Source organism: Tenacibaculum sp. Mcav3-52, assembly GCF_022347665.1.
Classification (GTDB): domain Bacteria; phylum Bacteroidota; class Bacteroidia; order Flavobacteriales; family Flavobacteriaceae; genus Polaribacter; species Polaribacter mesophilus.
Genome location: NZ_JAKRGE010000008.1, coordinates 84,633 through 108,462, shown reverse-complemented (window position 1 = coordinate 108,462; position 23,830 = coordinate 84,633). Strand labels below are relative to the sequence as shown.

Annotated in this window: 23 protein-coding genes; 7 read left to right on the top strand and 16 right to left on the bottom strand. The window is 32.2% G+C overall.

Annotation, left to right across the window (positions count from 1 at the left end):
- Nucleotides 1–309 precede the first annotated feature (309 nt).
- The 7 genes from MHM83_RS16080 to MHM83_RS16050 all read right to left on the bottom strand — a co-directional run bounded on the left by MHM83_RS16080 (nt 310) and on the right by MHM83_RS16050 (nt 7,877).
- Nucleotides 310–1,035 carry a DUF4294 domain-containing protein gene (locus tag MHM83_RS16080; RefSeq protein ID WP_239180880.1) on the bottom strand — a complete coding sequence of 242 codons (726 nt, stop codon included), beginning with the start codon at nt 1,033–1,035 and terminating at the stop codon, nt 310–312.
- A 106-nt stretch (nt 1,036–1,141) separates the two neighbouring features.
- Nucleotides 1,142–2,395: an aminotransferase class I/II-fold pyridoxal phosphate-dependent enzyme gene (locus MHM83_RS16075; RefSeq protein WP_159614866.1), complete on the bottom strand. Its 1,254-nt coding sequence runs from the start codon at nt 2,393–2,395 to the stop codon at nt 1,142–1,144.
- Between the two features lie 128 nt (nt 2,396–2,523).
- The gene (locus tag MHM83_RS16070) at nt 2,524–4,740 is read right to left on the bottom strand and encodes a xanthine dehydrogenase family protein molybdopterin-binding subunit (protein ID WP_239180878.1); all 2,217 of its coding nucleotides are present in this window, start codon (nt 4,738–4,740) and stop codon (nt 2,524–2,526) included.
- 12 nt (nt 4,741–4,752) lie between these two features.
- Nucleotides 4,753–5,214 (bottom strand): (2Fe-2S)-binding protein, encoded by a 462-nt coding sequence (locus MHM83_RS16065; RefSeq protein WP_047790608.1) that lies wholly within the window; start codon nt 5,212–5,214, stop codon nt 4,753–4,755.
- Between the two features lie 116 nt (nt 5,215–5,330).
- The gene (locus MHM83_RS16060; RefSeq protein ID WP_239180876.1) at nt 5,331–6,281 is read right to left on the bottom strand and encodes a phosphoribosylaminoimidazolesuccinocarboxamide synthase; all 951 of its coding nucleotides are present in this window, start codon (nt 6,279–6,281) and stop codon (nt 5,331–5,333) included.
- A gap of 39 nt (nt 6,282–6,320) precedes the next feature.
- On the bottom strand, nt 6,321–6,920 hold the full coding sequence (locus MHM83_RS16055) for a hypothetical protein (protein WP_239180875.1): 600 nt from the start codon (nt 6,918–6,920) through the stop codon (nt 6,321–6,323).
- Nucleotides 6,921–6,923: 3 nt separating this feature from the next.
- Entirely contained in the window at nt 6,924–7,877 is a 954-nt protein-coding gene (locus tag MHM83_RS16050; protein ID WP_159494859.1) for a PhoH family protein, read from the bottom strand.
- Between the two features lie 119 nt (nt 7,878–7,996).
- Here MHM83_RS16050 and MHM83_RS16045 point away from each other — a divergent pair, with 119 nt between their 5' ends.
- From MHM83_RS16045 to gldG, 4 genes are read left to right on the top strand one after another with little or no spacing between them, the layout of a single operon-like run.
- Entirely contained in the window at nt 7,997–8,857 is an 861-nt protein-coding gene (locus tag MHM83_RS16045; RefSeq protein ID WP_125345545.1) for an SAM hydrolase/SAM-dependent halogenase family protein, read from the top strand.
- Between the two features lie 4 nt (nt 8,858–8,861).
- Entirely contained in the window at nt 8,862–9,158 is a 297-nt protein-coding gene (locus MHM83_RS16040; RefSeq protein WP_159494860.1) for a putative quinol monooxygenase, read from the top strand.
- 54 nt (nt 9,159–9,212) lie between these two features.
- A complete protein-coding gene (gene gldF, locus MHM83_RS16035) occupies nt 9,213–9,932 on the top strand; it encodes a gliding motility-associated ABC transporter permease subunit GldF (RefSeq protein WP_073183487.1) in 720 nt (239 codons plus the stop codon).
- Entirely contained in the window at nt 9,925–11,565 is a 1,641-nt protein-coding gene (gene gldG / locus MHM83_RS16030; RefSeq protein ID WP_239180873.1) for a gliding motility-associated ABC transporter substrate-binding protein GldG, read from the top strand. Before gldF ends, gldG begins: the two co-directional genes overlap by 8 nt.
- 85 nt (nt 11,566–11,650) lie before the next feature.
- Here the strand turns inward: gldG and arsB are convergent, their stop codons facing one another.
- Nucleotides 11,651–12,691 (bottom strand): ACR3 family arsenite efflux transporter, encoded by a 1,041-nt coding sequence (gene arsB, locus MHM83_RS16025; protein ID WP_239180871.1) that lies wholly within the window; start codon nt 12,689–12,691, stop codon nt 11,651–11,653.
- Between the two features lie 127 nt (nt 12,692–12,818).
- Here arsB and MHM83_RS16020 point away from each other — a divergent pair, with 127 nt between their 5' ends.
- The 3 genes from MHM83_RS16020 to MHM83_RS16010 all read left to right on the top strand — a co-directional run bounded on the left by MHM83_RS16020 (nt 12,819) and on the right by MHM83_RS16010 (nt 15,225).
- Complete coding sequence (locus tag MHM83_RS16020) at nt 12,819–13,661, top strand: DUF2911 domain-containing protein (RefSeq protein ID WP_047790599.1); 843 nt, start codon at nt 12,819–12,821, stop codon at nt 13,659–13,661.
- Nucleotides 13,662–13,877: 216 nt separating this feature from the next.
- Nucleotides 13,878–14,585 (top strand): M949_RS01915 family surface polysaccharide biosynthesis protein, encoded by a 708-nt coding sequence (locus MHM83_RS16015; protein WP_239180869.1) that lies wholly within the window; start codon nt 13,878–13,880, stop codon nt 14,583–14,585.
- 34 nt (nt 14,586–14,619) lie between these two features.
- A complete protein-coding gene (locus MHM83_RS16010) occupies nt 14,620–15,225 on the top strand; it encodes an SMI1/KNR4 family protein (RefSeq protein WP_239180867.1) in 606 nt (201 codons plus the stop codon).
- 350 nt (nt 15,226–15,575) lie between these two features.
- On the opposite strand, the gene MHM83_RS16005 is transcribed toward MHM83_RS16010, so the two are convergent.
- The 8 genes from MHM83_RS16005 to MHM83_RS15970 form a co-directional block, all read right to left on the bottom strand.
- On the bottom strand, nt 15,576–16,358 hold the full coding sequence (locus tag MHM83_RS16005; RefSeq protein WP_239180865.1) for a LytR/AlgR family response regulator transcription factor: 783 nt from the start codon (nt 16,356–16,358) through the stop codon (nt 15,576–15,578).
- A 2-nt stretch (nt 16,359–16,360) separates the two neighbouring features.
- On the bottom strand, nt 16,361–17,413 hold the full coding sequence (locus MHM83_RS16000) for a sensor histidine kinase (protein WP_239180863.1): 1,053 nt from the start codon (nt 17,411–17,413) through the stop codon (nt 16,361–16,363).
- 71 nt (nt 17,414–17,484) lie between these two features.
- The gene (locus MHM83_RS15995; RefSeq protein WP_239180861.1) at nt 17,485–18,228 is read right to left on the bottom strand and encodes a hypothetical protein; all 744 of its coding nucleotides are present in this window, start codon (nt 18,226–18,228) and stop codon (nt 17,485–17,487) included.
- 167 nt (nt 18,229–18,395) lie between these two features.
- Complete coding sequence (locus MHM83_RS15990; protein WP_239180859.1) at nt 18,396–19,268, bottom strand: M57 family metalloprotease; 873 nt, start codon at nt 19,266–19,268, stop codon at nt 18,396–18,398.
- Nucleotides 19,269–19,506: 238 nt separating this feature from the next.
- On the bottom strand, nt 19,507–20,622 hold the full coding sequence (gene leuB, locus MHM83_RS15985; RefSeq protein WP_239180857.1) for a 3-isopropylmalate dehydrogenase: 1,116 nt from the start codon (nt 20,620–20,622) through the stop codon (nt 19,507–19,509).
- Nucleotides 20,623–20,633: 11 nt separating this feature from the next.
- Entirely contained in the window at nt 20,634–21,215 is a 582-nt protein-coding gene (leuD, locus tag MHM83_RS15980) for a 3-isopropylmalate dehydratase small subunit (RefSeq protein ID WP_239180855.1), read from the bottom strand.
- Complete coding sequence (leuC, locus tag MHM83_RS15975; RefSeq protein ID WP_239180853.1) at nt 21,215–22,597, bottom strand: 3-isopropylmalate dehydratase large subunit; 1,383 nt, start codon at nt 22,595–22,597, stop codon at nt 21,215–21,217. Before leuC ends, leuD begins: the two co-directional genes overlap by 1 nt.
- Nucleotides 22,597–23,772: a 2-isopropylmalate synthase gene (locus MHM83_RS15970; protein WP_239180851.1), complete on the bottom strand. Its 1,176-nt coding sequence runs from the start codon at nt 23,770–23,772 to the stop codon at nt 22,597–22,599. Before MHM83_RS15970 ends, leuC begins: the two co-directional genes overlap by 1 nt.
- Between the last annotated feature and the right edge of the window lie 58 nt (nt 23,773–23,830).

Genomic DNA, 23,830 nt, shown 5'->3' with positions numbered 1-23,830 from the left:
TCTTTAAATATCTTACACCCCTATTTTAATGAACTTTTGCTAACTTTAAAACTTAGCGCTTCTCCGTTGGCGGGTGCAAATATAGATACCTTTTCCCACTTAACAAGCAATTTTTAAACCTTTTTTTTAAAATATTTTTTAATACGTTATTATATAATTAGTTACACCCGAAAGTTTTTTATCCTATACTTCTCTCCTACCTTTGTTTACTATATTTATTACTATCTTAATGCTTCTAACATGGAAGTACATATAACTATTACAGTACTTAATTATCAACTTTAGTAAGAATTTGAATTCTTTATTTTTTTACTTTTTCTTTCGTTTTCGCTTCTTTCGCATCTTCGAAAACATCTCTTTATACTCGGATACATCAATATATCCTCTACTTTTGGATACAATTACTAAATAATTCTTTCGTAATTTAGGCTCTTGATACTCCAACTTTTCTTCTATATATGCTCGCTGTATAATGTCCTCTACTAAATAATCTTCGTTTTCCGCTTCAGGTTTATACTCTGACTTTAATGATAGTTTAAATAAATTTGCTGTAGTATTGTACCAAAAGGCTTTCCAACCACTTCTTAACTCTTTTACATTAGCAAAGGCTGTTTTTCCCGTTTGACGATGAATTAGCTTTAACAAAATTCTTCCTTCTGTTCTTGTTAACTTTTTTAAGGGAGCTGTTAACTCTTCTTCTAAATACTTTTGAATTCTTTTTATATACTTTCTTTTTTTACTTTTTGATTTAATTCTAGCTAAACGTGAGTTTACACTATCTACTCTTTTTGCTGCTAAAATTGCATAAGGATATGCTTTGAATACTTTTTTTCGAAGCCAATAATAATAAAGAATATCTTTTTTTTCTTTAAACTTATGCTTTGGAAGTACCGTTACCTCGTTTAACTTTATCATTAAACTATCCCCTTCTCTTATCAATATATATTCATCATTAAAGTTTGGTAATGTATCCTTAATTTGCGCACTTAATGCTGCTGCGAATAATAGTAGGTATATGTATAGTAGTTTTTTCATTTGATTTTTAATAAGTAAAGGTACTTCAAATGTATCATTTCTCTTTTAAAACAAAAAAACTCATGAAGTATTTCATGAGCTTTTATTATTTTTTTTCAGTTTCTTATTATTCTGCCATAATTGTAGCTGCTACTTGTTTATAGGTTCCGTTTTCTAGTTTTTCACGGATTGCAGAAAAAGCTTCTATTGTTTCATTTACGTCTTCAATTGTATGACGTGCTGTTGGAATTAATCTTAATATTATTAATCCTTTCGGTATTACTGGATATACTACAATTGAACAGAATACTCCATGGTTTTCTCTTAAATCGTTCACCATTGCCATAGCTTCTGGAATTTCTCCTTTTAAGTATACTGGTGTAATACATGTTTGCGTTGTTCCTAAATCAAAACCTGCTTCACGTAAACCTGATTGTAACGCATTGGTTATTTTCCAAAGGTTTTCTTTTAGTTCAGGCATGGTACGAATCATATCTAAACGTTTTAATGCTCCTTTTACCATTGGCATTGGTAATGATTTAGCAAACATTTGTGATCTCATATTGTATTGTAGATATTGAACAACATCTTTGTCTCCTGCAAAGAATGCACCTATTCCTGCCATAGATTTTGCAAATGTTGCAAAATACACATCTATTCCGTCTTGTACTCCTTGTTCAAATCCTGTTCCTCTTCCTCCTTCTCCTAATGTTCCAAACCCGTGAGCATCATCAACCAATAAGCGGAAGTTGTATTTTTCTTTTAAGGCTACAATTTCTGCTAAACGCCCTTGTTCTCCTCGCATACCGAAAACACCTTCAGAAACTAACAAAATTCCACCTCCTGTTTTTTCTGCCATTTTGGTGGCACGCTTCAAATTTTTCTCACAGCTCTCTATATCGTTATGGCGATATACAAAACGTTTTCCTGCGTGTAAACGAACTCCATCAATAATACATGCATGTGTATCCATGTCATATACTATGATATCGTCTTTTCCTACTAAGGCATCAATTGCTGATACCATTCCTTGGTATCCGAAATTTACTAAATAAGCTGCTTCTTTACCAACAAATTCAGCACATTCTTGCTCTAATTGTTCATGGTATTTAGTGTGACCTGACATCATACGAGCTCCCATAGGGTAAGCCATACCATCTGTAGCAGCAGATTCTCCATCTACTTTTAACACTTCTGGATGATTTGCTAATCCTAAGTAGTCGTTAATACTCCAAGTTATTACTTTTTTTCCATTGAAAGACATGCGGTTAGAGATTGGTCCTTCTAATTTAGGAAACACATAATATCCTTCTGCTTTATCCGCCCATTTTCCTAAAGGTCCTTTATCTCCTTTAATTCTTTCAAATAAATCTTTAACCATTGTTATTTTTGATTTTTATAGGTTGCGAAAGTAGTGCTTTTTAACAGATTTTCAAAAATTACCGAGTGTTTCATTTTCAATAAATAACAAACATACTACTTTGGCATACCTATAAAGCTCTTTGATTTTTAAGATAAAATGTTCGATTTTAATTCCTCTACAAAAGGTTGTTTATATAGCCTTTTTCCTAAAGCTTTATGTATTGCATTCGCAACTGCTCCTCCTGCTGGTGGTAAGCCTGGTTCTCCTAAACCTGTAGGTGATAATTCATTTTGCACAAAATGAACTTCTACTTTAGGTGTTTCATTCATTCTTATAAGCTTATAGTTGTCAAAATTTCTACTTGAAGGTACTCCTTCTTTAAAAGTTAAGTTTCCATACATTGCGTGTCCAATACCATCAATAACTCCTCCTACTACTTGGTTTATAGCTCCTGTTGGATTAACAACTATACCACAATCAACCGCTGTAACTACTTTTGTTATAACTGGCACTCCATCTTTTAGCTCTACCTCTGCAACTTCAGCTACGTGGGTATTATGACTGTAATAAGCTGAAAAACCTTGATAAACTCCTTTTTTAGCTTTTCCCCAGCTCCCTTTTTCTGCTGCTAACTTTATAGTGTCTTGCATTCGTTTACCTGAGTACTCTATTCTTTTATCTTCTGTGGCTTTTACATTTTCTAACAATTCTAAACGTAACTGCACCGCATCTATCTCTAATTCTTCCGCTAATTCATCGAAAAAACTTTGTTCTGCATAGCCTAAAAAGTTAGTATATGGTGCTCTCCAAGCTCCTGTACTAATATTACTCTTGTAATTTCCAGTTGATACTTTATAGTTTGGAATACATCCTGCAGGAAAGAAATGTGGTATTAATCCGTACATATTATCATTTACGGCTGCTTCTTTCAAATGGTATCCTGTTATTTTTCTGTCTTTTATTGATGCTGCGATTCTATATTTAATTGCTGGCCTATATGTTCCACTAGTTACATCGTCTTCTCTCGTTGAAACCATTTTTACTGGTTTTTGTATTTTATCAGATATTTCCAACGCTTCATAAACAAAATCTCCATATAATCTTCTTCCGAAACCTCCTCCCATTCGGGTCATTTCTACATGAACTTCTTCCAAATTACGCCCTAACATTTCTGCTGCAACCATTGCTGCATATTCTGGTGTTTGTACAGAACCAACTAGGTGTACTTTTTCTGGTGTTACACTTGCGAAAAAGTTCATTGGTTCCATACAGTTATGTGGTAAGAAAGGTGAATGATAGGTACGTTCGATAACTTTATCTGCTTCTGCAAAAGCTTTTCTTACATTTCCGTCTTCTCTTCTTACATCTAAGTCACTCGCTTCTAATAATTTTGTTAGCTTTTCATTATGAAGTTTTGTATCTTCTAACTCAGAATTATCTTTCCATACAGTTTTAATTGCTTTTGCTCCTTTAATTGCCGCCCATGTATTTTCTGCTAGTACAACTACTTTATCCGTTTTCGTTAACTTAAACGTCCAATTAGCTTTTCCTGACTCAATAAAGTTTCTTGCTTTCTCTCCTATTGTTATAACATCTATTACTCCTGACACTTTCTTTGCTTCTGCTACATCGTAAGACTCTAACTCTTGTCCAAAAGAAGGAGGTCTTACTACAGATGCGAACAACATACCTTCTTCTTTATAGTCTAAACCGAATAAAGGTTTTCCTGTTACTATTTTTTCTATATCAACATTTATAGCATTTTTACCAATAATGGAGAACTCAGATGGCTTTTTTAAAGCGACGTTTTCTGGCACCTCTAAAGTAGCAGCTTCTTTTACTACTTCACCATATCCTAACGTTTCACCTTTTGCATTTGTAATAATTCCTTTTGAAGCTGAACAAGTAGTTGCATCTACTCCCCATTTTACTGCTGCCGCATTAATTAACATTTGTTTTGTAGTTGCTCCTGTTTCTCTAAGCGCTGTCCAGCCATGACGAATTGATTGACTACCTCCTGCTAACTGTCGTGTATAGTTTTTGGTATCTAAAGGAGCTTGTGCAACATGTACTTTATCCCATTCTACATCTAACTCTTCTGCAATAATCATAGGCATTGAAGTTTTTACCCCTTGACCTATCTCTGGATTTGGAGAGTAAATAGTTACATAGCCTTCATCAGATATTTTTATAAATGCGTTAAAATCGTTGAAATTTAAGTTTTCTACATCTACAGATGGTTTTACATTAGGTTTACAGGCAGTAAATAGATTAAATCCAATCATAATACCACCACTAGCTAATGCAGAAGTTCTTAAAAAATTTCTTCTGCTAAACGTAAAGTTTTTTTCTTGTGTACTCATGATTGAAAGTTTTTAAGACATTTTATCTGCAGCCAATGCAACTGCCTTTTCTATTCTATTGTATGCAGCGCAACGACAAATATTACCTTGCATTGCTTCTCTTATCTCTTCTTTAGAAGGTTTTGGATTTTCTTTTAAAAAGGAAGCTGCTGTCATAATTTGACCTGCTTGACAGTAACCACATTGTGGAACATCTACTTCTTTCCAAGCTTCTTGTAACGGATGATCTCCTTCAGTTGATAGCCCTTCAATGGTTGTTATTTCTTCACCGTCTAACATAGAAATTTGTAATTGACAACTTCTCATTGCTGTTCCGTCTACATGAACAGTACAGGCTCCGCATTGTGCTATTCCACAACCGAATTTAGTTCCAACCATATTGAGTTCATCTCGTAAAACCCACAACAATGGTGTATCAGCATCTGCCTCAAAGGATACCGACTTTCCGTTAATTTTTAATGTATAATTTGGCATTTTTGCTAATTTTTGTTTTTATCGTGTAAGTTACAAAAAATATAAATGCTTGTTTGTTAATGGGATTCTTTTAAGATAATTTTAAATAAAAAGAGAGGCAAAAGCCTCTCTTTTTATTATTTATTTTTTAAAAACGTAGTTACGTTTTTCTCTATTCTTTCGAGTACGCTTTCGGTGTTTGCTTTTACAAAGGTTTCTCCTGTGATTTGTTCGTATAACTCAATGTACCTATTTGAAATCTCTATAACTTTTTCATCAGACATTTCAGGAATTCCTTGTCCTTCTTTTCCTTGAAAACCGTTCTCAATTAACCACTGACGTACAAACTCTTTTGACAATTGTTTTTGCTTCTCTCCTTTTTCTTGACGCTCAGCATACCCATCAGCATAAAAATAACGAGAAGAATCTGGTGTATGGATTTCATCTATCAATACAATTTTACCATCTTTAGTTTTTCCAAACTCATATTTGGTATCTACTAAAATCAATCCTCTTTTAGCAGCTAATTCAGTCCCTCTTTGAAATAACTTTCTTGTGTAATCTTCTAATACTAAATAGTCTTCTTCTGAAACAATTCCTTTTGCTAAAATATCTTCACGAGAAATATCTTCATCGTGTTCTCCATTATCTGCCTTTGTTGATGGTGTAATAATTGGCTCTGGGAATTTATCATTTTCTTTCATTCCTTCAGGCATTGCTACTCCACAAAGCATTCTTTTTCCTACTGCATATTCACGAGCTGCATGACCAGATAAATATCCGCGGATTACCATTTCTACTTTAAAAGGTTCACATAAATGACCTACTGCTACATTTTCATCTGGATTCGCTAATAACCAATTTGGAACAATATCCGCAGTATCGTTCATCATTTTTGTAGCAATTTGATTTAGAATTTGTCCTTTAAAAGGAATTTGGCGTGGTAAGATTACATCGAAAGCGGAAAGACGATCAGAAGCTATCATTACCAATAAATCATCATTGATATTATATACTTCTCTTACTTTTCCTTTATAAACTTCTTTTTGCCCTTGAAACTGGAAATTTGTTTCGTTAATTGTATTCATTAGTATATTGTTGTGTTGTTGCCCGCAAATGTAAGTATTCTACTCTTCTTTTTGAATAGTTTTTATTTGTTTTATATTTTCTAAAATAGGTGTTACAGTTACGAATGTATTCCCTTCTTCTACATAAAAAATATAAGCACTATTTTGACCTATTTTTTTAGCTTTTAGTTGAGAATCATCTTTAAAAACTAATGTCATATTATTCTTAAGCCTACCTTCTGCTAAACGTTTTTTATAATTTATCCCCATTCCTAGCCTAAACCCTAACAATAAAGAAAACACCATAATAAAAACAGAAACTATAAAAGCTGACTTGTTGTCGTACTCTTTTCTTTTTGCTTTTTTATTTGCTTCAATTCTCTTTTTCAACCATTTTACTCTCTTTAGTATTTTTTCTATTTTAACTGAGTTTTTAATAAGGAAATACAAAGACATGGAAAATACTATAAGAATTACTGACAACGCCCAATTGTTAGCTAATAATGAAATAGGAGACAAAAGTGTATCTGTGATAGTTATGTATTGTAAATAATCTATATCTAGATAACGATAAAAAATGGTATCACTAACTAAGCCTAAAGCAATCAAAAATATATACCCTACCGATAAATATTCTTGAAATCCCAAGTTTTTTAACATACTCTATTCCGTTTCTATGCTTTTGTAAGCTGTAATAATCTTTTTAACTAATCGATGGCGGATTACATCTTTGTCATCTAAATACACCTGCGCAATTCCTTCAATATCTTTTAACGCTAATAACGATTCTTTCAATCCAGAAACTTGTCTTCTTGGTAAATCTATCTGACCTGGATCTCCGGTTATAATAAACTTTGCGTGCATTCCCATACGTGTTAAAAACATCTTCATCTGTGAATGCGTTGTGTTTTGTGCTTCATCTAAAATTACAAAAGCATTGTCAAGAGTTCTACCACGCATAAAAGCCAGAGGTGCTATTTGTATGACTCCTTTTTCTAGATGTGATTCAAGTTTTTCATGCGGAATCATGTCGCGTAAGGCATCATATAAAGGTTGCATGTATGGATCTAACTTCTCTTTTAAATCTCCAGGAAGAAATCCTAAGTTTTCACCTGACTCCACCGCAGGTCTTGTTAATATAATTCGTCTTACTTCTTTTTCTTTTAATGCTTTTACAGCCAAAGCAACTGCTGTGTATGTTTTACCAGTACCCGCAGGTCCTACAGCAAATAACATATCATTTTTTTGCATTAACTCAACCATTTTACGCTGATTAGCTGTTTGAGCTTTTATTAACTTTCCACTAACACCGTGTACTAGAACGTCTTTTGCATTTCCAGATTTTCGTATTTCTTCTTCCTTTCCTGTTGACGTTAAAATTCGCTCAATACTATTTTCATCTAGCTTGTTGTATCTATTAAAGTATTTGATAAGCATTTCTAATCGCTTTTCAAATTCATTTAATAATTCAGGTTCACCAAAAATTTTAAGTTTATTTCCTCTAGCAACTATTTTTATTTTAGGAAAGAAGCTTTTTAACTGAGTAATAGTGCTGTTTTGAGCTCCAAAAAAATCGTTTGGGTTGATTTCTGTTAATTCAATTACGCGTTCGTTCAAATGATAAAAGTTTTAATATTATTCACACTAAAAATAATGATTATTTTTCTTGAATTACGTAGTTTTGTTTAAAATTTCAGCATAATTTTTCACAAATTAATTAACAAACACCTAAATTAATGTCTCTTATTACATTAACTACTGATTTTGGAACGAAAGACCACTTTGTAGGGGCTGTAAAAGGAGCTATTTATTCTGAGTTACCTGATGCTAAGATTGTTGATATTACGCATGAAATCTCTCCTTTCAACATTACTGAAACTGCTTATATTTTAAAGAATGCTTATAAAAGCTTTCCTGATAAAACAATTCATGTTATTGGGGTAGATTCAGAATTAAGTGTGGACAATAAGCATATTGCCTTAGAATTGGATAATCATTATTTTATTTGTCCTGATAACGGACTAATTTCAATGATTGCTTCTGAAATTAAACCTACTAAAATTTTTGAAATTAATATTCACGATCGTATTGAGAGTAGTTTTCCTGTGCTAGACGTTTTTGTGCAAGTAGCTTCTCATATTGCTCGTGGTGGTAGTTTAAGCGTTATTGGTAGAGAGGTTGACACGTATAAAAAGATTGTTGAAATTAAGCCTAAAGTAAACGAGCAACAAACTATTATTGCAGGTGGTGTTATTTACATTGATAATTATGGAAATGTAATTACTAACATTAGTAAAAAACAATTTAATACTATTGGAAAAGGTCGTGATTATAAAGTTACGGCTAGACGTTATACTTTTTCTAAAATTTACAGCAGATATAACGAAATTGTTGATTTTACGGTAACTGATAAACGACAGTATGATGGTGAAAAGTTAGCTATTTTTAATTCTGCTGGCTTTTTGGAGATTGCTATTTACCGAAGTAATTTAGAAACGGTTGGTGGAGCTTCTACCCTACTTGGTTTAGAATATCGCGACACCATTACTGTTGAATTTGAAAATCCTATTAAACCAGAGTTTACCCCTATAAGTTAAATTTATGTTTGTACGAATTGTAAAAATGAGCTTTCAGCCAGAGAAAATTGAAGAATTTTTAAACACCTTTAACTCCAAAAAAGAATTTATACGAAATTCACCTGGTTGCCGTTTATTAGAGTTATACAGAGACAAAACAAATCCAAACATATTTTTCACTTATAGTTATTGGGATACTGAGCAGGACTTAGAAAACTACAGAAATTCTGATTTATTTAAAGGCGTTTGGGCACAAACCAAAGTGTTATTTAATGACAAACCCTTTGCTTGGAGTGTAGATAAAGTTGAATCGTTACCTTAGTCAATACCTATCTGAAAATAACTAAATATTATAAACAACTAAAATAGTTATACATTGTTACCACTACTAAAGAAAGAATTTAACTCATTTTTTGCCTCTCCCATTGCCTATTTGGTTATTGGGGTATTTTTACTTGTAAATGGCTTATTTTTATGGGTATTTAAAGACAATTTCAACATTTTAAATGCGGGGTTTGCCGATTTAAATAGCTTTTTTTATTTAGCTCCATGGTTGTTCTTATTCCTGATTCCTGCTATTACAATGAAAAGTTTTGCTGATGAATTTAATAGTGGAACTATTGAAATTCTAAAAACGAAACCGCTTACCGATTGGCAAATTGTACTGGGTAAGTTTTTCGCTTCTCTTTTGTTAGTTGTCATCGCCATATTACCAACATTAACCTATACATATACTGTATATCAATTAGGAAGTCCTGTTGGAAATTTAGATGTAGGTAGTACTATAGGTTCGTATTTAGGTTTATTATTTTTAGCAGCAACCTATACAGCTGTTGGATTATTTACTTCTACCCTATCAAAAAATCAAATTGTGGCATTTATTTTAAGTGTATTTATCACTTTTGCTTTATTCTATGGTTTTGATGCTGTAGGTTCTTCTTTAGGAAACTCAGGATACACCTTACAACAATTTGGTATTAACGAACACTTTAAAAGCATTAGTCGTGGTGTAATAGATACTCGTGATTTAATCTATTTTATCAGTGTTACATTCTTCTTTTTATTCATCACTAAACAACAGTTAAAAAATGAATAAGAAATTACAACATATTGCATTAGCCCTTATCGGACTGTTAATTGTTAATTACATCGCTAATTCAGTTTACAAACGTTTCGATTTAACACAGGACAAACGTTATACCTTATCTGAAGTAAGTGAAAATCTTATTGATAAAATTGATACCCCACTAACAATTCATGTATTCTTAGAAGGTGATTTTCCTGCGGAATTTAAACGTTTACAAATAGAAACACGCCAGTTTTTAGAAGAATTACAAGCTAAAAACGCCAATATTCGTTTCCGTTTTATCAACCCTGATAATATTCGTGAACGTTTGGTAAAAAGAGGAATGATGCCTAGCCAGTTAACTGTAGAAGAAGATGGAAAGTTATCTGAAGCTATTATTTTTCCTTGGGCAGAAATTACTTATGGTAAAAAAGTAGAGTTAATTTCTTTACTTCCTAACTCAATTGCCAAGACACAAGAAGCTCAGCTACAAAATGCTGTTGAAAAATTAGAGTATTCTTTTGCTAATGCATTACATAATGTTACTTTAAAAGAAAAACAAAAAATAGCGGTATTGGCTGGTAATGGTGAGTTGCAAGATATTTATCAATATAGTTTGTTAAGTGAAGTTGGTAAAAAATATCGTTTAGCTAAGTTTACATTAGATAGTGTTGCTAATAATCCGCAAAAAACCATAAAAGATTTAAGAGCATACGATTTAGCTATTATAGCTAAACCTACTGAGCGTTTTACAGAAGAGGAAAAGCTTACCGTTGATCAATTTATTGCCAATGGTGGTAAAAGTTTATGGATGTTAGATAATAATTATGCGGATACTGATAGTTTATACAATGAAGGAAAAATGTTAGCTTTTCCTCGTGATTTGAATTTAACGGACTTATTGTTTGGGTATCAAGTTCGTGTAAACAATAAACTAATTCAAGATTTATACTCGGCTAAAATTCCGTTAGCCACAGGAAATGTAGGAAATCAAACACAGTTTCAACACTTAAATTGGTTTTATCATCCACTAGTTAGTGGCAATCCGAACCACCCGATTACTAAAAATGTTGCACCTGTTCGTTTTCGTTTTGCTACTCAAATAGATACTTTGAAAGGAAACTTAAAAAAGACTCCGTTATTAGTAACTTCTGTACTTACCAAACAAACAGGAACTCCCAACTTTATTGAGTTACAAAGTATCGCCAAAGAACCAAAAGAAAATGAATTTGCTTCAGGCCCACAATTATTAGCTGTTCTTATAGAAGGTAACATTCCTTCTGCTTATAAAAACAGAATGAAACCTTTTGACGCTCCTGATTTTAAAGCTGAGAGTACAAACAATAAAATGATTGTAATTGCTGACGGTGATGTAGGTAGAAATCAGATTTTAAAAGGAAAACCTCACGATTTGTCCTTAGATAAATGGACAGGAGAACAGTTTGGTAATAAAGAGTTTTTAATCAATGCTATTGATTATTTATTAGACGATTCTGGATTGATCCAATTACGCAATAAAACCATTCAAATTAACTTATTGGATAAACAACGTGCTTTTACTGAAAAACGTTTTTGGCAATTTATGAATATTGGTATTCCCTTAGTTTTATTAGCTCTGTTTGGCTTTGGGTTTAATTACTGGAGGAAGAAGAAATACTCTTAATTGTATTATAGTTCTTAAATAAAAAAATCAATACTTAGAAGTATTGATTTTTTTATTTAAGGGTGTAAGATATTTTAATTTCTATTTAATTTTTACTAAAATATTTCTTCTTCAGCCAAAAAGATACTTTTACTAGTAAAATTAATGCTGGAACCTCTACTAAAGGCCCTATTACTCCTGTAAAAGCTTCTCCTGAGTTTAATCCAAATACAGCAATTGCTACAGCAATTGCTAACTCAAAATTGTTACCTGCCGCAGTAAAAGCTACAGCTGTTGTTTTGTCGTAAGTAGCTCCTGTAGCTTTGGTTATAAAAAAGCCGATAATAAACATAAGAGTAAAATACAGTAATAAAGGAACTGCTATTAATAAAATATCTAAAGGTATTTTAACTATTAACTCTCCTTTTAAGGAAAACATTATTATTATAGTAAATAATAAAGCTATTAAAGTTAATGGAGATATAGATGGTATGAATTTGGTATTATACCATTCTTCACCTTTTAACTTCACTAAAATATATCTACTTAAAATTCCCATAATAAATGGTATACCTAAATAAATAGCTACACTTTCTGCAATTGTTAAAATAGATATGTCTACTACGGCACCTTCAAAGCCAAAATAAGGGGGCAAAATAGTAATAAACATCCACGCATAAAAACTATAAGCAAATACTTGAAATATACTATTTAAAGCTACCAAACCTGCTCCATACTCACTACTTCCTTCAGCTAAATCATTCCAAACCAAAACCATAGCTATACACCGAGCTAAACCTATTAAAATTAACCCAGTCATATACTCTGGATAATCATGTAAAAAAAGTAACGCTAAAAAGAACATTAAAACAGGGCCAATTACCCAATTAAGTAAAAGTGAAGTTAGTAGTATTTTTTTATTTGTAAACACTTTTGGTAATAACGCATAATTCACTTTTGCTAAAGGAGGGTACATCATTAAAATTAACCCAATTGCAATGGGTATATTAGTTGAGTTAGTACTTAATGCATTTATTTTACCGGATATTTCAGGGTATATATATCCTATACTAACTCCTAACATCATAGCTACAAAAATCCATAACGTTAAATTTTTATCTAAAAAGCTTAATTTTTTTGTTAACATTTTTATCGTTTTATTATAATATTGCAATATTACGATTAAACATGTTTATAAACAACAAATTTAAGTTTTTGTTAACATTTTACCATAATATAAGATGGTAATTTTATACTCTAAATAAACCTTTATCATGAAAAAAATACTTTTAAGTTTATTTGTTGTTGCAATTTCAACAAGTATTAATGCGCAATTAAAAACCCCAGCACCTAGTCCTTCTGCTAAATTAGAGCAAAATGTTGGTTTAACAGGTGTAACAGTTGAGTACTCTAGACCTAGTATGAAAGGAAGAACTATTTTTGGAGATTTGGTTCCTTATGGAAAAGTTTGGAGAACAGGAGCTAATCAAAATACTAAAGTTAGTTTTAGCGATGATGTTACTATTGACGGTAAAATATTAAAAAAAGGCACATATGCTTTGTATACAAAACCAGGAAAAGATTCTTGGGAAGTAATTTTTTATTCTGATACTAATAACTGGGGAACTCCAAAAAAGTGGGATGACTCTAAAGTAGCTGTATCTACGACTGCAAAAGTTGAAGCTATGCCTATGAAAATTGAAACGTTTACAATGAGTATTGATGATTTAACAAACGATTCTGCTGTGTTAGGAATTTTATGGGAAAATGCTTACGTTGGTGTAAAATTCAATACTCCTACTGATAAAGCGGTAGAAAAAAGCATTGCTCAAGTAATGGGAGGTCCTTCTGCTAACGATTATTTTTCTTCTGCTGTTTACTATTTACAAGAAGGAAAAGACATTAACAAAGCTAAAAATTGGATTAACAAAGCGGTTGACATGACTAAAGACCAACCTCGCTTTTGGTACTTACGTCAACAATCTTTAATCTTAGCTAAAGCTGGTGATAAAAAAGGAGCTCTTAAAGCTGCTAAAGCTTCATTAGCAGGTGCTGAAAAAGCTGGAAATGCTGATTATGTGAAAATGAACAAAGAGTTTATTGCTGAAATGAAGTAATTTTTCTGCTAAACTTTTTTAAAAACATCAAGCTCGCCAATTGGCGAGTTTTTTTGTAATTAATTAATGTGTTTTAGGCTTTAAAATTACAACTTATAAAGCTATAAAACTTATCTGCATTATATTTCTTTAGACTTCCTAGAAAGACAATGTATTGTTGAGAATTACTCATAATAATTTATTCAAAAAATATCAACTATTATTATAAAGAAAAAAATGAAATCTATTTTATCTCTAATTTTCGTACTTTACCTATCAAGCATAGGCTTTAGTCAAAGTTTAATTACTTCAAGTAAATTATTAACCAAGAAAGAAGTCCACTCAATTTTTACCAATAGTGTAAAAACGAAACTAGAAATTGAGAATACTATTTATAAGACTTACGAGTATAATGACAGAGAAGGAAAACACTTTATAGTTATGATAGAAAACAACCTTAACTGTAAAGGAAGTAAAAAATGTTCCGATGCTATAAAGGCATATTGCTTTTCCTATAAAAACGGTCTGTTTAGTACAAAATGGAAATTAAATGATTTTATACTTCCAAAAGATAACGAAGTACCTAAAGAGCACGCCATTTATTTTTGGACTAAATATCTAAAACTAAAAGATTTTGACAATGACGGACTTATTGAGCCCGTAATAGTATACGGAACACTTGGAATGAATGGAAAAGGTGATGGCCGAATAAAAATTTTAATATATCACCACGGCAAAAAAAGAGCTATTAGACATCAAAATGGTACTCTTGATTATGAAAGAAATACTCAAGTTGATAAATTATTCTATAAATTACCTAAAGAAATACAAAATAGCGTAACAGACATTATCCATAGTATAAATGAAAATAGTCATGGAATTTTTCCGCATGGTTGGCAAGATGCTATGAAGAATAAAAAACTAAAATTTGATGAAACGTTATAACAACTATCAAAACAAAAAACTCTAAAAAAAATCTATGAGCAGAACATTAGAAGAGTACTTAGAAGGACTTAAAAATGCTTATTTAAAGCACAATGGAAAAGAAAGCTGGGGATATTTTGAAAAAAATATACAAGGAGCTAAAAAAAATCATATTGATGAATTAACGCAAATTTTTCCAGACACACCAAAAACATTAATAGACTTTCTGAAATATGTAGATGGAACCTATTGGAGAAAATATGCTGATGAAACAATTTCATTTTTTGTTTTAGGTTCTGATGTTTCCGAATACCCTTATTACCTATTATCCTCTGAAGAAATAATACAAAACAAAAATGTAGTCCGCCACTACTCTGAGTATATTGAAAGAGCATACGAAGGTGTTGAAATTGATGATAAAATCATAAATAAAGCTGATTCCAATACTAGATGGCTTCATTTTTCAGACTGTATGAATAATGGTGGAACCTCTCAGTTGTTTATAGATTTTAGTCCTTCGTCAACAGGAAAAAAAGGGCAAATAATACGGTTTTTACACGATCCTGACGAATTAAAAGTAATTGCTGATAGTTTCGACGATTTCTTAAAAAAGTTAATGGATGATGGTTATAGTTTTATAAACGAAAACACTATAGAGTAATAAACCAACTTCCTTTTCAATAACATAAATTTTGAGCGTACTTATTCTTCAACTCTTATAAAGTTTACTCTCCTTATACATTTTACTAACTAAAATTAGGGACTAAATCACTCTGTACTGAAAGTACAGAGGTTTCTTTACACTGGGGACTGAAATTCCCCTTGTTTATTCTAATATAAAATTAGAATTACTTGAATTCATTTCTCTTTTAAGAAAACCCTCCCTCTCCTATAAGTTTTTCAATACACAAAAGAACTTGATTTTTTTTATTACTGAAAGTGCTGCAATCAAATTGCAGGGTTTTGAACACTAAATTGTGACCAATAAACACCTCTTAAATCTTCTAGCTTTTATAATCCTAACCACTTCGTAAACTCTGCTGTTTTATTTTGACTGGTTTTTAAAACTGTTTGGCTGTTTTTTAGATTGATGGCTACTACATTTTTATTATACCTACTTATCTTTTCTATATAGTTTCTATTGAGTAATTCGCCTCTATTAATTTTAAAAAACACATTAGGATTTATTATTTCTTCTAATGCTTTTAAAGAAGATTGATTTAATACATGCTTTTTATTACTTATATCGTATGCAGTTACAATTCCATAATCTGCTTGAAAATACACTATCTCATCCACCTTTAAAAAATAGGTATATTGAGAGGATTTAACAGCAATAAAATCTTGATAGCTTTTAGGAGCTTGAGCTGTTTGATTTGCTAAGTAAGCATCTAATTTTTGTAAAACATTATGGTCATTTTCAACCTTCATTGAGTTTTTTAAGCTTGAGTACTTATCTACCGCTTTTTCAAACCGTTCAAACGAATACGGTTTTAATAAATACTCTATTCCGCTGGTTTCAAAAGCATGCATCCAAAACTGGTTGTAAGCTGTAATAAAAATAATTGGTGTTTGAATTGCTAGCTTTTTATAGGCTTCAAAAACATTACCGTCTCGTAGCTCTATATCAGAAAAAATCAAATCAATATCAGAAGTTGATTCAAAAAACTGAAGCACTTCTTCTACCGTTTCAAACTCTTCTACCACAGTAATAGATTCATGATAACTTTCTATATACTTTTTTAGCTTTTTTCTAGCAGGTAACTCATCTTCAACTATAAGTGCTTTTATCATTTCTAAACAGGTTTATGAGGTAGTGTTAATGGTAAAACAACTTCAAACTCTTTTTCAGTTTCGCGTATCTTAATAGTATTTTCAGCAAGCAGTTCAAATTGTTTTGATAGGTTAGCCAATGCCACTCCATTACTTTTTCTTTTTTTAGAATACAACGCTTTGTTATTCGTTACTTTAATTCCTTTATCTTCTGTAATGGTAATTTGTACAGGAGATTCAAAGGTTCCTTTATTATGAGTAATGGCATTTTCTATAAGAACTTGTAAACAAAATGGTGGTACTACACTATTTTTTGTATACAATGCTGGTGCTATGTGTAGTTGATAATACCCCTGATATTTTTCTTCCATTAGCTTAAAATATCCTTCAGCAAAAAACAACTCTTCTTTTAATGAAACTAATTGCTTATCTGCACTATGTAAACTATACCTATACAACTCTGAAAATCGATTTAAAAACAAAGAAGCTCTTTCCGTGTCTTCATCAATAAGCTGATCTAAAACATTTAAATTATTGAATAGAAAGTGAGGGTTTAATTGGTTTTTTAATTGTGTAATCTCGTTTTTAGCTTTACTTATTTCATAGGCAGCTACCTGTTTTTGATACGCTACATTTTCTTTGTAATACAAGTAGGCTAATGAAAATCCACCAAAAATAATAAAGTCAATTACAGAGTTTATATTGACGTATATTATATGATAAACAGAACCAAAGTTTCTGGAATAAGTATCAAAAATGAACGCGACAATTAATCCAAAACTATTTCCTATCACTAAATATGTTAACAAGCCTATTCCAAAAAAACGCACATATCTCCTACTTAATGAAGTCTGCTTTTTTGAGTTTTTATTAATACTCTTTTTGATAAAACTAACCCACCAAAAAATAAAAACTGCTTTAAAAAAATACCAAAAAGGAGCATCAGGGTAAAAGATAAAATCTTTCCAAGAATCTGAATTCCCAAATTGATTTTTTAAAATAAATATTAAGCAAAAGGTAAAGAGAAAGATTAAAAATGTAGCATTTTCTCTAAAAAAGGATGTGTTTGTTTTCATATCAGTACTCACAAATATATCAAATTTGCGATGAAATCTTTGAAAGAATCTCACCGCAAACTCTAGCATTCCTATTTATCTTCTGGCCAAGTACTTACTGTATTTCCTTTCTCATCATAGGCTTCTAATTTTATTTTATTATCCTCGTCTATAATAAACTTAGCTCTTGTTTTTCCATTAGTGTCATATAAAAACAATCCATTTTGTTTTCCTTGTGTTTGTCCTAAAGCTACTCTAGGTACTCCTCCTATCATTCCTTTTTGTTGATATTCTTTAAACTTAGCTCTTCTCTCTTCCAAATCATTAATTGCTTTTAGTTCCTCTCCTATTTTTAGGGACATTTCTTGGGTTTCGTTGTCTCCTCGATCATTAAACACTAACCTACCTGCTTTGTACCTTTTCCCATTTTTCTTAGCATCGGTAGTTATGAGTTGCATTACTTGGTCTCCATCGTATTGATCAAACGTTAACGATAACCCTGAACTATGTCCTTTTTCAGTTTTTTTACCATCATAAATAAACCCGCCACACTCTATACCTTCTTCATTATAAAAAAGCATTCCTGCTCTCTTTTTTCTTTCGTGATATACTCTTCCATTAATCTTATCGCCTTTGCCAGGAAAGTTTGCTGCGTTAGTAATAAGCATTTTTACCGTTCCGTCATTTTCAATAATATTAATTCTTTTTACGTCAATGGTATCAAATTGTGTATTTCCTTTATTTTTAAAGGCTACAGTAGTTAAAACTCCTATTAGTGCTGTTATACTTACTGCAAATGTTCTTAAAAAAATAAGTTCTCTTTTTGGGTTCATCATGGTATGTTTTATAATTAGATACCTCAAAAGTATTTAAGACTTACATTCTTTAAAACGTCTTTTTTATAAACTCAGGAAAATAAATGATAAACTAAGGAATATAAACAATAAAGAACCACCGACTTTAATTCGGTGGTTTAAAAATATGTATTAAGGTTAGTTATTTCTTAGTACATGTTTTGTAGTGCTGTAATGTCGTTACCATTAAACTCTCCGTCTTCGTTAGAGCTAAAGCAAGCTAACATAACTGAAGTTGAATCGTATCCTGTTGGTGTACCAGACACATGGTTAGCTCCAACACCAGCAGTACCTTCGTTAGTGTTTTGTCCACAACTTTGACGGCTAAACCAATCAGTATGTCTAAACCCTACTGAATGTCCTATTTCATGTGTTATTACATGCTCGTTTACATTTGTTGTGTATCCTGACAATCCGTAAATTTGTACCCACTTATAAGGTAATCCTCCACTTGGAAAACCTGCACTACCTCCTGATCCTGATGAATTTGGATTACGATATACTACCATATCTTTATTGGAATAATCAGTTCCAAAACTTAAAGTAAAGCTAATAGATACTCCGCTTAAATTATTGTAATTATCTACCGCCCATTGTAGTGCTGTTTGCTCTTTACTAGAAAGACCATATCCACCACCACCTGTATATCCGATAATAGAGATATTTCTACCTTGAGATACTAAGTTATTGGTTGAGTATTGACGTCCAGATTGATTATCATCCTTAGCCTTTGCTAAAGTGAACAACTCTTGTTCTGTCATTACTACATCTTCTTCTAAAAATAAGCGCACTTCTGATGTTCCGTCAGGAAAGTAAAAATTATCATAACGAATATGATCTACATTTAACTCTAATTTAGCTGCAGCATCAACAACCTCTTGAGGTACAGGTTTGAGCCCTGGGTTATCGCTATATTGCTCTATAACATCCGACTCTTTAACTTGTTCGTTTTCACTTGAACATGAGGTGAAGAACACACCTACAGACAAGCCCATAATTAGGGCTAACTTTGTTTTTTTCATGATATGAAGGGTTTTATAATTCACTGTAAATCTACACTTTAGATTCATACATTTAAAATAAAATCAAAAAAAACGTTAAAAAAAAGAATATTTAAACAGAAAAATCATAAAATATTAAATATCAAACAATGAGGTGAGTTTTTAAACAATTAACCAACACACTACCAAATACTTACAAACAAAACTTCCTTTAACTACGGTAGTTAAAGGAAGTTTATAGTTAATGTACGGTGTTAACTTATATAATAGTGCTTTGTCCCATGTGTATGTTTTGGAAATTCATATCGCTATCTTCTTGATTATAGATATAGTCTGCAATAAAATCTCCTACCTTACTAGTCGAAAATGGGTTTTCTGAATTGATGTCTTCTGTAGTAATTCCTAATTCCAATGATTTTTGAACGGCTACTTCTACTACTTTCGCTTCTTGCATCAAACCTAAATGCTCTAATAACATTGCTGTAGATAAAATAGACGCCAACGGATTGGCAATATCTTTTCCTTTAGCCTGAGGAAAAGATCCATGAATAGGCTCAAATAATGCATTTTCTTTTCCTACTGAAGCGGAAGCTAACAAACCTATAGAACCTCCTATAACACTTGCTTCGTCAGAAAGAATGTCTCCAAAAAGGTTTTCGGTTAAAATAACATCAAAATCTTTTGGGTTTAAAATTAACTTCATCGCTGCATTATCAACAAATAAATAGTCTACTTCAACGTCAGGATATTGAGTTGCTAAATCTCCAACAGTTTTACGCCACAGCCTTGACGTTTCTAATACGTTGGCTTTATCTACCAATGTTAATTTTTTACGTCTTTTTTGAGCTGCCTGAAAAGCTAAATGCGCCATTCTTTCAATTTCTTCTACAGTGTATGAACAACCATCAAAAGCATGCTGTCCGTCATCACTTAATTCTTTAATTCCAAAATAGATTCCTCCAGTCAGTTCTCTATAAATAGTAATATCGGTTCCTTCGATTCTATCTTTCTTTAACGGTGAATTTTGAAGTAACGTATCATATGCTTTTACTGGACGTACATTACAAAACAACTCCAGCTCTTTTCGTAAACGTAACAATCCTTGTTCTGGACGTACTTTTGCTGTAGGGTCATTATCGTATTTTGGATCTCCAATAGCACCAAATAAAATAGCATCACTCTTTTTACACAGCTCAATGGTTTCATCTGGCAACGGGTTTCCTGTTTTATCAATAGCACAGGCTCCCATTAATGTTTCTTTAAATAAGAATGTGTGATCAAACACATTACCAACAGCTCTAAGCACTTTTTTTGCTTGCTCTGTTACTTCTGGTCCTATTCCATCTCCTGGTATTACCGCTATATTGTACTTCATCTTTTTACTTTTTATATCATTGTTGCTTCAAAAGCCGTTATTGTATCTTTTTTACTGATTAAAAAATCTATATCGTCATAACCATTTATCATACATAGTTTTTTGTACGGGTTTATTTCAAAATCTACATTACCTATAGGGGTTTTTAGTTTTTGATTTTCTAAATCAACTATAATAGTTGTGTCTGGTAATTCCGTTACTTTTTTTAACAGTTTTGCTAAATATTCTTTGGGTACTTGTACTGGTAATATTCCGTTATTAAGTGCATTTCCTTTAAATATATCCGCAAAAAAACTACTAATTACTACTTTAAATCCGTAACCCGCTAATGCCCATGCAGCATGTTCTCTACTTGAACCACAACCAAAATTATCTCCTGCTATTAAGATACTTCCTGCATAATTTGGGTTATTTAGGACAAAGTCTTCATTTATACTTCCGTTCTTTTTGTAACGCCAATCTCTAAATACATTATCTCCGAATCCTTCTTTATTGGTTGATTTTAAAAATCGTGCGGGTATAATTTGATCGGTATCTATATTCTCGGTTGATAGTGGTACAGCGGTATCTATTAGTTTAACAAATTTCTCCATTAGTTTAATTGTTTTGTAAAGTCAGTAATTTTTCCTTCTACTGCTGTTGCTGCAGCCATTAACGGACTTGCTAAAATGGTTCTTGCTCCTTGTCCCTGACGTCCTTCAAAGTTTCTGTTTGAAGTTGATACACAGTATTCTCCTTCTGGTATTTTATCGTCATTCATAGCTAAACACGCTGAACATCCAGGTTGTCGTAATTGAAATCCTGCTGCTTCAAAAACTTCTTGCAAACCTTCTCGCTTTATTTGTTTTGCCACTTGTTGTGAACCTGGTACTAACCACGCATTTACATTCGCTGCTTTTTGCTTTCCTTTTATATAGTCTGCTGCAACTCTAAAATCTTCTATTCTTGAATTTGTGCAACTTCCTATAAATACATAGTTAACGGGCGTATTTATTAATGATGTTCCTTTTTTAAAGTTCATATACTGTAATGACTTTTCAAAGGAAGCATCATCAAATTGGGGAATGTTCTCTGAAATTTTTATACCCATTCCAGGGTTAGTTCCGTAAGTGAGCATTGGTTCTATGTCTTCCGCATTAAACGAATACTCTTTATCAAATACTGCGTTTGTATCTGTTTTTAATGTTTTCCAATAGGCTACTTTTTTATCAAACTCTTCTCCTTTTGGTGCAAACTCACGTCCTTTTACATACTCAAAAGTAGTTTCATCTGGAGCAATCATACCACCTCTTGCTCCCATTTCAATACTCATATTACACACAGTCATACGTCCTTCCATAGACATTTCTTCAAACACATTTCCTCCATATTCGCAGAAGTATCCTGTACCTGAATTTGTTCCTAATTGTGCTATGATATACAAGATTACATCTTTAGGCAACACTCCTTTTTTCAACTTACCGTTTACATTTACACGTAAACTTTTAGGTTTTTCTAACAACAAACATTGGCTTGCAAATACTTGGGCTACTTGGCTTGTTCCAATACCAAAGGCAATAGTACCAAAAGCACCATGTGTTGATGTATGGCTATCTCCACAAACCATGGTCATTCCTGGTTGCGTAATTCCTAACTCGGGAGCCATTACATGCACAATTCCGTTGTATCTATGTCCTAAACCATATAAAGTAATGTCATTTTCTTTACAGTTTTGTGTTAACTGCTCTAGTTGATTCCTTGACAGTTCATCTTTGATTGGTAAATGTTGATTTACGGTTGGCGTATTATGATCGGCTGTTGCTACTGTTTTGTCTGGTCGTGCAATTGGAATCTTACGCTCTTTTAACTCATTAAATGCTTGCGGGCTGGTTACTTCGTGAATTAAGTGTTTGTCTATATATAAAATCTGTGGTCCGTCTTTAACAGTGTCTACCACATGCGCATCCCATACTTTATCAAATAATGTCTTTCCCATTAAGCTATGGCTATTTTTGAAATTTTATTTACTTGTTTCATAATCTGATGAATGTCTTCATCTATTACTTCTTTTTGTCTGTCAGCAAACTGTAAGAATGTTTTATAAGCTGTATCTAACTGAATTTTAGTTAGCTCATATCCTATTTTTTTTGCGCGATATGCTAAGGCTGCTCTTCCGCTTCTTGCGGTTAATACAATAGCACTTTCTGTAACTCCTACATCTGCTGGATTGATAATTTCATAGGTTTCACGATTCTTGATAACTCCATCTTGATGAATTCCTGAGCTATGTGCAAAAGCATTTGCTCCTACAATGGCTTTGTTAGGTTGTACAGGCATTCCCATGCGTTCACGAACCATCATACTTGTATCGTACAGTAATTTGGTATTGATATCTGTTTGAAGGTTTAAGTATGGATGCTGCTTTAAAATCATCACCACCTCTTCTAGTGCTGTATTTCCTGCTCGCTCTCCTATTCCGTTAACCGTACATTCTATTTGACGTGCTCCATTGATAGCTCCTGCAATAGAATTTGCTGTAGCCAATCCTAAATCGTTATGACAATGGCATGAAATAATTACATTTTCAATACCTTTTACATTCTCTTTTAAATACTTGATTTTCGCTCCATATTCTTCAGGTAAACAATATCCTGTAGTATCAGGAATATTCAATACTGTTGCTCCTGATTTTATAACTTCTTCACAAACTTTGGCTAAAAAAGCATTATCGGTTCTACCTGCATCTTCTGCATAAAACTCTACATCGTCTACAAAGTTTTTAGCATACGAAACAGCTTCTTTTGCTCGTCTAATTACTTCTTCTTTCGATGCATTGAATTTATACTGAATATGTGAATCACTGGTACCAATCCCCGTATGAATCCTAGGCTTGCTAGCTAACCTTAAAGCATCTGCTGCTACTTCAATATCTTTTTTAACGGCTCTTGTTAATCCGCAAACAGTAGCATTTTTAACTAATTTAGCTATTTCTTGTACTGATGTAAAATCTCCTGGGCTTGATACAGGGAAACCCGCTTCTATTACATCAACTCCTAAAAAATCGAGTCTTTCAGCAATAATTAGTTTTTGTTGGGTATCTAATTTACATCCTGGGACTTGCTCTCCGTCTCGTAATGTGGTATCGAAAATTTGAATTTTATCGCTTTGCATAAATCTAACTATGATTATCAAAATAAAAACCAAATGTATATATTGGCTTTTCTAGCAA

Coding starts and splice junctions, on each gene's coding strand:
- MHM83_RS16080 (WP_239180880.1), bottom strand. CDS start 1,035: ATGAAAAAACTACTATACATATACCTACTATTATTCGCAGCAGCATTA.
- MHM83_RS16075 (WP_159614866.1), bottom strand. CDS start 2,395: ATGGTTAAAGATTTATTTGAAAGAATTAAAGGAGATAAAGGACCTTTA.
- MHM83_RS16070 (WP_239180878.1), bottom strand. CDS start 4,740: ATGAGTACACAAGAAAAAAACTTTACGTTTAGCAGAAGAAATTTTTTA.
- MHM83_RS16065 (WP_047790608.1), bottom strand. CDS start 5,214: ATGCCAAATTATACATTAAAAATTAACGGAAAGTCGGTATCCTTTGAG.
- MHM83_RS16060 (WP_239180876.1), bottom strand. CDS start 6,281: ATGAATACAATTAACGAAACAAATTTCCAGTTTCAAGGGCAAAAAGAA.
- MHM83_RS16055 (WP_239180875.1), bottom strand. CDS start 6,920: ATGTTAAAAAACTTGGGATTTCAAGAATATTTATCGGTAGGGTATATA.
- MHM83_RS16045 (WP_125345545.1), top strand. CDS start 7,997: ATGTCTCTTATTACATTAACTACTGATTTTGGAACGAAAGACCACTTT.
- MHM83_RS16040 (WP_159494860.1), top strand. CDS start 8,862: ATGTTTGTACGAATTGTAAAAATGAGCTTTCAGCCAGAGAAAATTGAA.
- gldG (WP_239180873.1), top strand. CDS start 9,925: ATGAATAAGAAATTACAACATATTGCATTAGCCCTTATCGGACTGTTA.
- arsB (WP_239180871.1), bottom strand. CDS start 12,691: ATGTTAACAAAAAAATTAAGCTTTTTAGATAAAAATTTAACGTTATGG.
- MHM83_RS16020 (WP_047790599.1), top strand. CDS start 12,819: ATGAAAAAAATACTTTTAAGTTTATTTGTTGTTGCAATTTCAACAAGT.
- MHM83_RS16015 (WP_239180869.1), top strand. CDS start 13,878: ATGAAATCTATTTTATCTCTAATTTTCGTACTTTACCTATCAAGCATA.
- MHM83_RS16010 (WP_239180867.1), top strand. CDS start 14,620: ATGAGCAGAACATTAGAAGAGTACTTAGAAGGACTTAAAAATGCTTAT.
- MHM83_RS16005 (WP_239180865.1), bottom strand. CDS start 16,358: ATGATAAAAGCACTTATAGTTGAAGATGAGTTACCTGCTAGAAAAAAG.
- MHM83_RS16000 (WP_239180863.1), bottom strand. CDS start 17,413: ATGAAAACAAACACATCCTTTTTTAGAGAAAATGCTACATTTTTAATC.
- MHM83_RS15995 (WP_239180861.1), bottom strand. CDS start 18,228: ATGATGAACCCAAAAAGAGAACTTATTTTTTTAAGAACATTTGCAGTA.
- MHM83_RS15990 (WP_239180859.1), bottom strand. CDS start 19,268: ATGAAAAAAACAAAGTTAGCCCTAATTATGGGCTTGTCTGTAGGTGTG.
- leuB (WP_239180857.1), bottom strand. CDS start 20,622: ATGAAGTACAATATAGCGGTAATACCAGGAGATGGAATAGGACCAGAA.
- leuD (WP_239180855.1), bottom strand. CDS start 21,215: ATGGAGAAATTTGTTAAACTAATAGATACCGCTGTACCACTATCAACC.
- leuC (WP_239180853.1), bottom strand. CDS start 22,597: ATGGGAAAGACATTATTTGATAAAGTATGGGATGCGCATGTGGTAGAC.
- MHM83_RS15970 (WP_239180851.1), bottom strand. CDS start 23,772: ATGCAAAGCGATAAAATTCAAATTTTCGATACCACATTACGAGACGGA.